The organism is Anaeromusa sp., assembly GCF_028691475.1.
Classification (GTDB): domain Bacteria; phylum Bacillota; class Negativicutes; order Anaeromusales; family Anaeromusaceae; genus Anaeromusa.
Map to the genome: position 1 here is coordinate 1 of NZ_JAQUZF010000083.1, position 12,390 is coordinate 12,390.

Annotated in this window: 11 protein-coding genes and 2 other annotated features; of the genes, 8 read left to right on the plus strand and 3 right to left on the minus strand. The window is 49.3% G+C overall.

Going from position 1 to position 12,390, the window contains the following annotated elements:
- The coding region (locus PHF27_RS10515; protein WP_300069571.1) for a TRAP transporter substrate-binding protein at positions 1-702 on the minus strand (702 nt) is incomplete at its 3' end.
- Positions 703-716: 14 nt separating this feature from the next.
- Positions 717-3,788: an EAL domain-containing protein gene (locus PHF27_RS10520; protein WP_300069573.1), complete on the minus strand. Its 3,072-nt coding sequence runs from the start codon at positions 3,786-3,788 to the stop codon at positions 717-719.
- Between the two features lie 213 nt (positions 3,789-4,001).
- On the opposite strand from PHF27_RS10520, the gene PHF27_RS10525 reads away from it, so the two are divergent.
- From PHF27_RS10525 to PHF27_RS10555, 7 genes are all read left to right on the plus strand, one after another.
- Positions 4,002-4,988: a diguanylate cyclase gene (locus PHF27_RS10525; protein ID WP_300069575.1), complete on the plus strand. Its 987-nt coding sequence runs from the start codon at positions 4,002-4,004 to the stop codon at positions 4,986-4,988.
- A gap of 34 nt (positions 4,989-5,022) precedes the next feature.
- The gene (locus tag PHF27_RS10530; protein WP_300069577.1) at positions 5,023-6,792 is read left to right on the plus strand and encodes an ABC transporter ATP-binding protein; all 1,770 of its coding nucleotides are present in this window, start codon (positions 5,023-5,025) and stop codon (positions 6,790-6,792) included.
- Positions 6,793-6,832: 40 nt separating this feature from the next.
- Positions 6,833-7,088: a binding site (T-box leader), on the plus strand.
- A gap of 275 nt (positions 7,089-7,363) precedes the next feature.
- Positions 7,364-7,616: a binding site (T-box leader), on the plus strand.
- Positions 7,617-7,670: 54 nt separating this feature from the next.
- Complete coding sequence (locus PHF27_RS10535; protein ID WP_300069579.1) at positions 7,671-8,150, plus strand: PTS sugar transporter subunit IIB; 480 nt, start codon at positions 7,671-7,673, stop codon at positions 8,148-8,150.
- Positions 8,147-8,638, plus strand: coding sequence for a GNAT family N-acetyltransferase (locus tag PHF27_RS10540; protein ID WP_300069581.1), 492 nt, complete (start codon positions 8,147-8,149; stop codon positions 8,636-8,638). The genes PHF27_RS10535 and PHF27_RS10540 overlap by 4 nt, the downstream gene beginning before the upstream one ends.
- 13 nt (positions 8,639-8,651) lie before the next feature.
- Positions 8,652-9,416 carry a PTS sugar transporter subunit IIC gene (locus PHF27_RS10545; RefSeq protein ID WP_300069583.1) on the plus strand — a complete coding sequence of 255 codons (765 nt, stop codon included), beginning with the start codon at positions 8,652-8,654 and terminating at the stop codon, positions 9,414-9,416.
- Positions 9,400-10,227 carry a PTS system mannose/fructose/sorbose family transporter subunit IID gene (locus tag PHF27_RS10550; protein WP_300069585.1) on the plus strand — a complete coding sequence of 276 codons (828 nt, stop codon included), beginning with the start codon at positions 9,400-9,402 and terminating at the stop codon, positions 10,225-10,227. Before PHF27_RS10545 ends, PHF27_RS10550 begins: the two co-directional genes overlap by 17 nt.
- A gap of 31 nt (positions 10,228-10,258) precedes the next feature.
- Positions 10,259-10,645 carry a PTS sugar transporter subunit IIA gene (locus PHF27_RS10555; RefSeq protein WP_300069593.1) on the plus strand — a complete coding sequence of 129 codons (387 nt, stop codon included), beginning with the start codon at positions 10,259-10,261 and terminating at the stop codon, positions 10,643-10,645.
- A 133-nt stretch (positions 10,646-10,778) separates the two neighbouring features.
- Here the strand turns inward: PHF27_RS10555 and PHF27_RS10560 are convergent, their stop codons facing one another.
- Positions 10,779-11,669 (minus strand): cupin domain-containing protein, encoded by an 891-nt coding sequence (locus PHF27_RS10560; RefSeq protein ID WP_300069587.1) that lies wholly within the window; start codon positions 11,667-11,669, stop codon positions 10,779-10,781.
- Between the two features lie 202 nt (positions 11,670-11,871).
- Between PHF27_RS10560 and PHF27_RS10565 the strand changes: the two genes are divergently transcribed.
- The gene (locus tag PHF27_RS10565; RefSeq protein ID WP_300069590.1) at positions 11,872-12,192 is read left to right on the plus strand and encodes a cupin domain-containing protein; all 321 of its coding nucleotides are present in this window, start codon (positions 11,872-11,874) and stop codon (positions 12,190-12,192) included.
- Positions 12,193-12,390 lie beyond the last annotated feature (198 nt).

The following is a 12,390-nucleotide window of genomic DNA, read 5'->3' on the forward strand; positions in this document are numbered from 1 at the left end:
TTTTTGTACTTCGTAAAGTTTATTGTGAAAGACCAAGGAAATGGGATTTTCTTGGCCGTCAAGGACTTGCTGCCGCAAAATATCATAGGTTTCGCTAAAGGGGAGAGGGGTGGGGGTTGCGCCTAAAGTTTTTAGTCCTTCTATGCTGGCTTGGCTTTGGGGCACTCGCAGCCGCAGTCCTTTCAGATCTTGAACGGTGCGAATCGGTTTGCGGTTGTTCGTAATTTGCCGTGCGCCAGCGTCAAAATAACAAAGTACGCGTAAGCCGCTTTCTTGGAGGCGTTTATCTATTTCGCGCCCAATAGAGCCGTCAAAAACACGCATCTCATGCGCTTTGTTTTGGTATAAATAAGGCGTGTCAAAAATAGCTGTTAACGGTTCATAGGTGCTTAAAAATCCTACGGATGAAGTGCCCATATCGACGGTGCCCATGCGCATATTTTCGTTGCGGTCTCGCATACTGCCCAATTTAGCATTAGGATATACCTGGATTTCCAGAGAGCCCCCTGAACGTTCTCGAACCAAGTCGGCTAACTTTTGAGCGCCGCGGCTCTCGTGCGACGTGGCGTCAGTTTCCGTTCCCAGACGGAGGACTTTTTTATCTTCGGAAATGGTTAGCGGTAAGGAAGCGCACCCTATGAAGAGCAATAAGCTCAGAACGATAAGAGCTAGAGCGATGCAACGGAAACGATACGCTAACATGGATACGCCTCCTGTCAGGTTGTGTGTTGTTGCGCTTGCTTTTTCAGCAAAAGCAGAGCTTCTTCGGCAGGGACGGGACGACTGAAGTAGTAGCCTTGGATGAGATCGCAACCATAATGGAGAAGATAGTCCATCTGCTCCTGGGTTTCTACCCCTTCAGCGACGACTCGCAGTTTTAGGCTTTGAGCAAAATGAATCAGCGAGTTAACGAGGCTGTCGTCTTCTTGGGTAATGATGGTGTCAATAAAGGATTTGTCTATTTTTAGAATCTCTACGGGGAAAAGACGTAAATGCGTGATTGACGAGTAGCCGGTGCCGAAATCATCTAAGGCCAAGGTGACGCCTAAATTTTTCAACTGCTGCAGTTTGGCGCAGCTTTCGTCAAGCGCTGTTAATAAAGCGCTCTCGGTAATCTCAAGCTCCAATTGCTGTGCTGCAATACCGGATTCTCTTAAGGCATTCTGGACGGTAGAGACAATCTGCTCATCGGCTAATTGTTTTGAGGAAAGATTGACTGCGATGCGAATATGCTCGTAGCCTGCAGTAGAAAGCGTTTGCAGAAAGCGGCAGGCTTGTTGCAATACCCAGGCGCCAATTGGAATGATAAGCTGGCTTTGCTCCGCAAGCGGAATAAAGCGAGCTGGTGAAACATTTCCGTGGATAGGGCTTTGCCAACGTAAGAGTGCTTCAAAAGCTGCTAGACGATTGTCTGCTAAGGAGAGCTGCGGCTGAAAAACGAGCGATAATTCATCATTTTCCAGGGCGCGTCGGAGGCTGTTGGTCAAAAGTAGTTTTTCTTGAGCTTCACGCAACATGTCGTCTTCAAAAAAACGCCAGCAGTTGCGACCGGCCGCCTTGGCGGCGTACATGGCGTTGTCCGCTTTTTTGATGAGCTCTTCAACTGAAGCGCCGTCGCGAGGATAGGACGCAATGCCTATGCTGCCGGAAATGCGAACGGTAGTGGCGGACAAAAGATAATCATGACATAAATTTTGTACCAGTAAATCGGCAAGGCGGCTTAATTCCGTCGGATCGACACATCCAGGCAAAAGGGCGATGAATTCGTCGCCGCCGAGGCGGGCGATGAATGCATTATAGCGTGAGAGGGTTTCTGATAATTTTTGTCCGGACGCAATAATAATAGTATCGCCGGCGAAATGACCGAAATTGTCATTGATGCTTTTTAAATCGTCCAAATCGACGAAGAAAATGGAACCGCTTCGCAGCGCATTCTGCTGCGGACGAAGCTCTTCTTCGAGGCGAGCCATCAAACTGGCGCGATTTTGCAGGCCTGTAAGAGCGTCCTGAAAAGCAATGCGGCTAATTTCTTCATGAAGCTCTTTGCGTTGCGTCAACTCTGCCTGCAGGCTTTGTTGCAGTTGCGCTCCTTGCAAAGCCAGTACGACCAGATCTGCGTATTGCTGCAGCATGTTTCGTTCATCTAAAGCCAAAGGTCGAATCGCATCTTGCCAGGTCAATGTTAAGCAGCCGATGAGCTGCTCGTGGGAGGTTAGCGGCACCATGATGGCTGTGCGGAGTTGGTTCCAGGGAGGGCGGTTTATGCGGTTGGAGAAAGCTTGGTAATCTTCCGTGTATTGCAGTTCTTTAGTGGCGAGGAGCTGAGGGAAGAGTCCTTCGTTTTCAAGTAGCGCTCCCCCTAAATAAGCGCTATGGCTGCCGTTGGCATAGCGTACATGCATGGTTTTTTCTTCCCAAAAGGCGATATGTCCATCTTGGGCGTCGGCTAGCTGTAACGCACTATCCAGCATGCTTTGCAGCTGAGCATCCAAAGCGGCGGTATTGTCCGCTAATAGTTGCACCATTGCTTGATGCTGGCGTTCGCGCAGCCGTAATTGCGTTTCTTTTTCCTCGCGGCTCCGAATTTCACTATGTAATTGGTCATTATTTCGGTGCAGCTCATCAGTGACAGCCAGTAACTCTTCATTCATGGCTACCAGCTCTTCGTTAGCGGCGGTAAGCTCAACCTCTGCGCGCATTCGTTCCGAAACTTCTTCTTGCAGAACGCAATTTGTTTGGCGAAGCTGTTGGGTCCCCAAATCAATGGCGCGGCTTTGACGCAGTAACAAGGCGGAAAGGCCGGCAAAAATGAGGAAAGAGAGTAAACCGTGAGCCAGAGCGGTATTGCGGAGCGGCGCTAGGGCCAGATTTTTGTCTTGGACCGTTAAAATGGCCCAGGAAGCGGAATAGCCGGGGAGGCGAATCGGGGCGTAGGTGCAGAAAAAAGTTTCTCCGTCTCCTGCTTTGTATTCCACGGTTCCCTGGGCGCCGTTGAGCGCTGACTTGGCGGCTTCCTGCAAGCCGGCGGGAAGGGGAATGCCGCTGGAAATCAGTTGATAATTATTGTTTTCCAGTAAAACATGGCCTCCGGAGTCGCGAGCTACCAGCGTCTTTTGCGCAAGTTTGTAATTATAGTGTTCTTTGGTTTGTTGAGAGTCTGGGTGAACTACGACGGTTCCTTCCTGGTCCAGCACATAAACATAACGTCCGTCGCTGCGATAAAACTGTCCAACTTTTTCTTGCAAACCGTCAACGCGTATTAAAGCTGCCAAAACAGCACTCAAGGCGTCGTCTTGAAAAATAGGGAAAAAGAGGCCGATGACCGTGGCGGGGCTTTGTTGGTCGTTGCTGAAGGAATAAAAAGAAGGACTAATAAAAGGCTGGGGGTCGTGCAGCATTTGTTGGAACCACCAACGGTCCGGGCGAGTGGCGGCAAGGCCGCGCACACGAGCCGTTTGGGCGCCGTCCGGGACGCGTTGGAGAATAAGGTTTTCGAATAAGCCCTGTTGGGAAAAACGGTCTAGGAGATAGCTTTGTTGTTTTTGTGGCGAACTGTTTTTGATTTCAGCATCTTGTGACATTTCACTCCCGAGGCGAAAGGCCATTTCTAAAAAAGAAGCTACACTGAGCGCTACTGTTTCAGAATAAATCTTGTTTTCCTCGCTGAGCCGTTGATAGGAGGAAGTCGATAAATAATAGTAATTAGCGCTATTGAAAAGGAGAAATGCCAGTAAGCCCAGAACAATAATTCGTAGAGAAAAATGCATGCTTTTTTGCGGCTGAGGCATAAGGCACCTCCTTGTGCGTATTGAAAAAAGGAAAATGTATAGTTTGGCAGTTGATATAATATTCTGGCGAAATGCTGGGGAATCCTCCCTTCTTGCTAAAACTCTTTGTTGATAAAAAAAGAAAATACGCATAAGGTGACAAATTTCCTATATGGTCGGGGGTAAAGTAAAACAGGTAAAAATCATATGCAAAGGAAATGCGGTGATTTTACGATGGAAATGGAAATTCGCAAGGTCTTTGAGGAATACCTGCAGGTCTATCTGGCGAAACGGGACTTTCAAGAAATGGCGAAAATGTTTCATTCTAATCTTACCGGTTACGGTACAGGGGAAGATGAGCAAGGCTTTTCTCGGACGGACATGGAAGCTTTGTTTACTAGGGAGTTAGCGCAGTGTCCTGCTTCGATACAGTACTGCTGCGACTATGTTCATGTGCAGGTACTAACGGAAAACATGGGGCTGGTTATGGCGGGGTTGAAGCTTGTGGCGCCAGTAGCTTTGGGACCGGTTTCTTTTGAAAATTTGCGCTGCACTACGGTGTGGAAAAAACAAAATGAACGTTGGCTGCTTTGTCATTTCCATTTATCTCAGGCTCAAGCGAATTTGGCCCCGGGAGAAGCGTTTCCATTTCAAGAACTGGAGGAACGGACGCAGAAACTGGAAGAATTAGTGCAGGAGCGGACTAAAGAGTTAACTAATGCACTAGCGAAACTGGAGGCAGCCGTAGCGACAGATTCTCTGACCGGGCTATGCAATCGGCGGAAGTTCGATGAGCTGTTGCAAAGAGAACTGGGGCGACTGCAGCGCTTTGGCAAGACGGCGTCTATTATTCTCGGAGATATAGATTATTTTAAAGAAGTCAATGATCAATATGGTCATCTCGTAGGGGATGAGATGTTATGTTTGGTGAGTCGCGTTTTAGTCAAAGGAGTAAGGCGAGTAGATACGGTGGCCCGCTGGGGAGGGGAAGAATTTATTTTTTTACTTCCGGAGACAGATTGCAAGGGCGCGGCCCAAGTGGCTGAAAAGCTGCGTGTATTAGTAGAAGCGCAGGAAAATTCTTATGACGCGTCCTTGTCCATGAGTTTTGGCGTTGCAGAGTATCGTCACGAAGAAGAGGCGGATTCTTGGCTGCGTCGGGTGGATGCCGCCTTATATCAGGCTAAGCGGCAAGGGCGTAATCGTGTGGAAATAAAGTAAGACCAAGATATTTATTTAAACGGAGATGTGTTGGATGTCAATTGTTCAAGGATTTTTGCATTACTATAAACCGTATAAACGTTTGTTTTACACCGATATGGTTTGCGCCGTACTGGTTTCGATGATTGACCTGGTATTTCCTCAGGCGCTCAATTATTTGACTAAAAATTTTTTGGTGACCCAGACCGGAGAGTTTGTAGCCATCATTGGCTATCTTGGTGCGGGCATGCTGGGATTGTATCTGTTGCGCTATGGTTGCCAGTATTACATTACGACCTGGGGCCATGTGATGGGGGCGCGTATGGAAAGCGATATGCGGCAGGATTTATTCGAGCAGTTTCAGCGCCTGTCTTTTTCCTACTATGACCGCAATAACACCGGTGAGATGATGTCTAAAGTGGTTTCGGATCTGTTTGATATTTCCGAGCTGGCTCACCATGGGCCGGAAAACATCTTTATTTCCTGCCTGAAACTAGCGGGGTCTTTTGTGCTGTTGCTGTTTATCCATGTGCCGCTGACGTTGCTGCTGTTTGCGGTGGCTCTAAGCATGACTTGGTTTAGTTACTATCAGAACAAAAAAATGAAGGCTATTTTTATGGAGAACCGTCAGCGGATTGCGGCTGTCAATTCTCAAGTGCAGGACAGTCTTGCGGGCATCCGGGTGATCAAGTCTTTCGCCAACGAAGAGTTGGAAAGAGAGAAGTTTCGCCGCAGCAATGAAGAGTTTTTGGATTCCAAGGAACGCGTTTACAAGCTGATGGGGCGCTTTCATGCCGGTAATGGCTTGCTGGAAGGCGTACTATATGTGCTGGTTCTAGTGAGCGGCAGCTATTTTGTGTCTCAAGGCCAACTGGCGGCCACTGATTTAGCTGTATATGCCTTGTACATTGCGATTTTTCTCAACCCTCTGGATGTGCTGATCCTCTTTTCAGAGCAGTTCCAGAAGGGCTATGCCGGTTTTCGGCGTTTTGCCGAGGTAATGCAGACGCGGCCAGAGATTGTGGATCGGGAACAGGCCTTGGAAATGGCCGAGGTGCAGGGACGTTTGGAGTATGAAAATGTCTCCTTTGCCTACGAAGACAATCCGGCAGTATTGCATCAGGTAAACTTTACGGTGGAAGCAGGGCGTACGGTGGCGTTGGTGGGCCCGTCCGGAGGCGGCAAAACTACAATTTGCTCGCTCTTGCCCCGCTTTTATGATGTGACCGAAGGGGCTATCCGTATTGACGGTCAGGACGTGAGGGATTGGAAATTGGCTTCTTTGCGCAGCGCTATCGGCTTGGTGCAGCAAGACGTCTATCTGTTTGCAGGCACGATTCGAGACAATATTTTGTATGGCCGTCCGGATGCGACAGCTAGCGAAGTCGTAGCCGCGGCTAAGCAGGCGAATATTCATGAATTTATTAATTCGCTGGAAAACGGCTATGATACGTATGTGGGAGAGCGGGGCGTTCGTCTTTCAGGCGGGCAGAAGCAGCGGATTTCCATTGCGCGGGTGTTTTTGAAAAATCCGGCCATTTTGATTTTGGATGAAGCCACTTCGGCCTTGGACAATGAGAGCGAGCGTCATATTCAAAAAGCGCTGGAACAACTAGCGAAGGAACGGACAACCTTGATTATCGCGCATCGTTTGAGTACCATTCGGCATGCTGATGAAATCATTGTCATCAACGAGGGCCGCATCCAGGAACGGGGAACTCACGGCGAACTTTTGGCTAAAAACGGTTTGTACGCTCATTACTACGGCATGCAGTTTGCGGGACTGGACGTCGAAAACGACATGAATTCATCAACTTCTTCTTGACTTTTGTAACAAGGTGTACTAACCTCTAAAACAAGTGAATGATTTGGCGAAGAACAGGAAGAGTACGTATGCTGCTTTTGGCATAGCGAGCTGGCTGGTGACCGGGCAACCGGAGGTGGGATGACCAGCCCAAAAGGCATAGGGAATGGGCCTGCGAGCCGTCCACCGAAATCAGAGTAGGCTGGACCGGGAGCTCCCGTTAACGAGCTAGGATATCGGCGGCAGCCTGTATCTGAAAGAAGGAAAGGCGCAGCCTTTCAAACTAGGGTGGTACCGCGAACCATTTCGCCCCTTTCGGGTGGAATGGTTTTTCTTTTTGTGGAGCTGCTGACTTGCTCGTATCACGCGCCAGAATCGTTCTTTTTCCGTCTGGCTGCGGCAGAGCAACCTTGAAAGAGCGCCGCTATTCCTGCGGTCACTCTTACTTGCCAGGCGGAAAAATTACTTCTTCTGGCGGTGCACTCGCGAAGCCAACAGATCCCTGGAATTGCGAAAGGGAAACGGTGAGCGGTGCGCGCAGAGTAACACAGAGAATATAAAGAGAATATAAATGGAGCTGACAATGCTTCATGAAAAAGCAATGAACGGGAAAAGTACATGCAGCACTCTCAGGTGCAGCGAATCGGCGGCCGGGCGACCGGAGGTGAGATGGCCGATGCTGAGAGCGTGTGGAATGGGCCCGGGAGCTGTCTGCCGAAGGAGACTGTAGGCCAGACCGGACGCCGCCGTTAACAGGCTAGGATATCGGCTTAGGCCCGTATCCGAAAAAGGAAAGGCGCAGCCTTTCAAATCAGGGTGGTACCGCGAGTCAATTCGCCCCTTCGCAGGGGATTGAATTGGCTTTTTTATTTTGACTTAAAAAATGGAGGCTGATAAAGATGAGTGGAATTGTTTTGTTTCGGATTGACGAGCGTTTAGTGCACGGGCAGGTGGTGACAGCGTGGCTGGGACATACGCAGGCAGAGGAAATCTTTGTTTTGGATGATGCAACAGCTCAAGACAGTCTGTTGCGTTCGATTGTGAAGATGGCAGTGCCGCCGCAGGTCGATGTGCAAATTGCCGCCGTGGAGGAGGCGGAAGAATTGCTGGCGGAGCTGGAGGCGGAAGCAAAGGTAATGGTGGTGGTAAAGCATCCGGAAAATGCGCGCAAAATACTGGAACAATATCGCGGGGCAGCCTTAGAAATAAACATGGGCAACGCCGGCATGGCCGCAGGGCGCAATAAGCTGTCTTCCAGCGTCTATTTAACGGAAACCGAGGTGGAAGAGCTGCGCCGTATTGAGTCGTTGGGGCATGCAGTATATCTGCAGACAGTGCCTGGAACGGAGCGAAAATCGCTGTCTGAGGCGCTGTTATGAGTGGAAATAAGGAAGACGTTTCTGTAAAAATAGCGGATAAGTCAGATGCTGAAAGTATTTTGATTTTGCAAAAAGAGGCATATGTAAGCGAAGCGGCGTTATACGGAAAATGGGATATTGAGCCCTTACGCCAAAACTTGAAAGAATTTATAGTGGAATGGGATGAACAAGTAGTGCTGAAGGCTGTCGTAGGAGGAATGTTAGCGGGAAGTGTTCGCGGGCGTTTGCGGGGAGAGACTTGCTATGTTGGAAAATTGATGGTGAAACCGGAACTGCAAAATAAGGGCTTAGGTAAAAGGTTACTGTGTGAGCTAGAAAAAAAGTTTCCTAGGGTGAGACGTTTTGAATTGTTTACAGGAGAAAAAAGTCTGAAAAATTTGCATGTTTATGAGCAGATGGGATATTGTCGGGAGCGTACGCAAGAAATTGACGCTGCGTTAAAAATTGTTTTTTTGGTTAAACACCAGAAAATAGAGTTAGAAGAATAAGGAGGCGAAAACTTTGTTTATAGAAGCGGTATTGATCGGACTGTTGACGTGGCTGGCCGGAGGACTTCTTTCGCTATCTCTGAGCTGGACTCTCTATATGGGAGCGCCGCTGATGGGCGGCTTGCTGGTGGGACTTATTTTAGGGGATGTTTCCTATGGAGTGCAGACTGGGGCGATGATTCAAATGGCCTACATCGGCTATATTGCTACAGGCGCGACATTGCCGGCGGATTTAGCGCTGGCTGGCTATTTGGCGGTGGCGCTGACTATGATTTCCGGGCAGCCGCCGAGTGCAGGGATTACCTTTGCGGTGGCCCTGGGCTTGTTGGGCTTGTTTATCCGTCAGGCGAAGCTGACTATGAATTCTCTTTGGGTACATAAAGCAGACGGTTATGCGGAGAAGGGAGACACCCGGGGGATTATTCTCATGAATATCGGGGCTTCCCAAATAGTTCCCTTTGTACTGTATTTCATTCCTACCTTTTTAGCGATCTATGTGGGCGGGGATTATTTGAAACAGCTGTTGGAGGCCTTGCCGAAGGAAGTGGTCGACGGGCTGCGCGTGACAGGCGGCTTGCTGTCAGCACTAGGCTTAGGCTTGCTTTTGAAATATCTTTCCCGAGGATATTTGCTTCCCTTTTTGTTTTTAGGCTTTGCTATGGCAGCCTATGGCAAGCTGGATATTTTAGCGGTAAGCATCATCGGTACGGCGCTGGCCTTTTTGCATGTGACCTATCGATATGGGATTGGAGGAGAAAAAAGTGGCAAACGACGTTAAGGAGAAGGTGGCTCTTACCAAAGGGGATTTGGTTAAATCGTTCTTATGCTGGCACAGCTTTTGCCAATCCTGCCACAACTATGAACGGATGCAAGCGCTGGGTTTTACGCATGCAATGATTCCCATTCTGACGCGCTTATATAAAGATAAGGCAGATATTGCCGCCGGTCTTAAACGGCATTTGCAGTTTTTCAATACAGAACCCAATATTGGTTCCGTGGTGCCGGGCATCATGGCGGCGCTGGAGGAACAGCGAGCCAACGGAGCGGAGTTGTCTGATGAGACGATTAATAGTCTGAAAACCGGCTTGATGGGACCGTTAGCCGGCGTAGGCGATACGGTAACCCAAGGGTTGGTGAAAACCATTTTGCTAGCCATTGCCGTGGATATGGCCTCTCAGGGTTCGGTGCTGGGACCGCTTTTCTTTTTCTTCTGCTTTACAACTTATACCATGGGGATTGGTTATTTTCTTTATATGCAGGGGTATCGCCTGGGACGGGACGCCTTGGCGAAAATGCTGGAAGGCGACTTAGTCAGCCGGATTACGGAAGGTTTAACCGTGTTGGGCTTGATTGTCGTTGGCGCTTTGGCGGCGACCCGCATTCCTGTAAGCACAGGCATTACTTTTGAAATAGGTAAAACAGCTGTGAAGCTGCAGACCATGCTGAACAGCATTATGCCTGGGTTATTGAGTTTGTTGACGTTGCTGCTGGTTTGGTATTTGCTGCAAAAAGGCAAGTCGGTGCTTTGGATTTTGGGCTTGATGTTTGTTATCGGCTTTGGCGGGGCATATTTCAAAATTTTAGTATGAGGTATTGTGGGGAGGCGTTTTCTTGATAGGAGTGGTAGTTGCCAGTCATGGCGGACTGTGCAGGGAACTTTTATTTACGGCAGAGATGATTCTGGGGCCTGCGGCGCAAACCGCGGCTGCGCCGTTGGCGACAGGGGTGTCCTTGCAGGATTTTGCCGCACAGCTGCGGCAGGCTGTGGCAGCGGTACAACAGGAAGCAGGGGTGTTGCTGCTGGCAGACCTAGCCGGCGGCACGCCCTGCAATGTCGCCGCCGTCTTGGCGGTGCAAAGCGAAGGGTTGCGCGTAGTTGCGGGCGTCAATCTGCCTATGCTTTTGGAAGTGCTTAGCCGGCGTGAAGGCGTTTCGCTGGAAGAATTGTCGGGAATAGCGGCAACAGCCGGTCAGGGCGGCATTTGCCGCGTAAGTACTGGGAATTAAGGAAGCGTTTAAACAAGAGGATCGGAGTGGACAGAGGGAACGAAAGAGGGTTTGGATAATAATGGTGTGAAAGTAAAAAAGAGCCAGCTGTTCTTGTGCAAACAAGAATAGCTGGCTTGTTTTAGAGCTTTTGTTACTCCAGGAAGTTGGCGTCACCGCCGGCAGGCAAAGCGGGCGTGAAGATGGAGACGAACTGCAAGTCTTCGTCAGCTCCAACACGAGTAGCATGCACGTTGCCGCGGGGATTGACATGGACGTCGCCGGCTTTAACTTGTTTCCATTCGCCGTTGATTAAAAGCTCGCCGCTGCCGCCCATGACAATGACGATTTCATCGGTTGTGGAATGGAAATGGCTTTTCGCCAAAGTTCCTTTGCCGCCGTCACGCAGCATGACTACGACGCGAGGCGAGGTAAAAATGGTTTGGCTGGCAATTTTGGGATCTTCCGGTTTCGCGTTGACTTTGTACCATTCTTGAAAATTGGCTAAGACTGCGGTCGTCGGCTTGGAATCGCTTAGACCGACAGGAATAACCGGCGCTTTGCCGTCGGTGAGGAAGTTGGCATCGCCGCCGCTAGGCAGAACCGGGGTGAAAATAGAAACAAATTTCAGATCGTCGCTGCCTGCCACGCGGGTTGCGTGGATGTTGCCGCGCGGATTGATATGTACATCGCCGGCTTTAACCTGCTTCCACTCGCCGTTGATCAAGAGCTCGCCGCTGCCACCCATGACGACGACGATTTCATCGGTTGTGGAATGAAAGTGGCTTTTGGCTAAGGTTCCTTTGCCGCCGTCACGCAGCATGACTACGCAGCGAGGCGAAGTGAAGATGGTTTTGCTGGCAATTTTTGCTTCGTTGGGCTTAGCTTCGGCGGCGTACCAGTCGTCGTAGGCAGTTAAGACAGCCGTGTTTGGTGTGGAATCGGTTAGGCCCTTGGGAATAGCGCTTTGGGCTGCGCAAGTGGCGGCGCCGAAAAGAAAAAGCGCAGCGGCGAGACAGAGAAATGATTTGACTTTTAATTTCATAAAATACAGCTCCTTTTTTCTAAAATAAGTAATGTTTTTAAATTCTGTAAATTTATCTCTAATCCTGCCTGGAAATGGAAAAATAGCAGGTATGAGGTATACAGAAGGTTTTTAGCAAAAAAAGAAGAATTCTTTTTTGAAAGTCTTTGGAGTTGCAAGGGTCAGCCGTGGCTTTAGAGTAAACCGAGGGAGGGCGCGAAATGTGATTGTAAAGCATACAAAACCAACGCAGGAAATGTTGCCCGGGTTGGGGCGAAAAACATTGGCTCATGGAGAAAAAGGCTTGATGACTCAATTTGAGCTAAAAGCGGGAGCGGAGCTGCCGGCGCACAGCCATCCACATGAGCAAATCGGTTATTTGGTTTCAGGACGTATTGTTTTGGATATCGGCGGTGAAAAACAGGAAATGGAACCAGGTGACAGCTGGGCCATTCCAGGGGATGTGGTGCATGCGGCGCAAACTCTGGAGGATGCAGTGGCAATCGAGGTTTTCGTGCCGGTGCGGGAAGACTATCTGGACTGAGATGAAAAGAATGCTTTCGCTAGGCTGAATGGCGGAAGCGTTCTTTTTTAATATACCGGAATTTATAAAACGAAGGTTGATTGTAAAATGAAGTTGAACACTTAAGAAAAAAGTCCATGGTGACTTTTCCTCGTATGGTAGAATGGAGTTCTCACACAACCATCAACAACGAGGAGGCAATCACTATGGACTGCCATG

Excerpts from the sequence above, each read along its gene's own strand:
- PHF27_RS10560 (WP_300069587.1), bottom strand. The coding sequence starts at position 11,669 with ATGAAATTAAAAGTCAAATCATTTCTCTGTCTCGCCGCTGCGCTTTTT.
- PHF27_RS10530 (WP_300069577.1), top strand. The coding sequence starts at position 5,023 with ATGTCAATTGTTCAAGGATTTTTGCATTACTATAAACCGTATAAACGT.
- PHF27_RS10540 (WP_300069581.1), top strand. The coding sequence starts at position 8,147 with ATGAGTGGAAATAAGGAAGACGTTTCTGTAAAAATAGCGGATAAGTCA.
- PHF27_RS10535 (WP_300069579.1), top strand. The coding sequence starts at position 7,671 with ATGAGTGGAATTGTTTTGTTTCGGATTGACGAGCGTTTAGTGCACGGG.
- PHF27_RS10520 (WP_300069573.1), bottom strand. The coding sequence starts at position 3,788 with ATGCCTCAGCCGCAAAAAAGCATGCATTTTTCTCTACGAATTATTGTT.
- PHF27_RS10525 (WP_300069575.1), top strand. The coding sequence starts at position 4,002 with ATGGAAATGGAAATTCGCAAGGTCTTTGAGGAATACCTGCAGGTCTAT.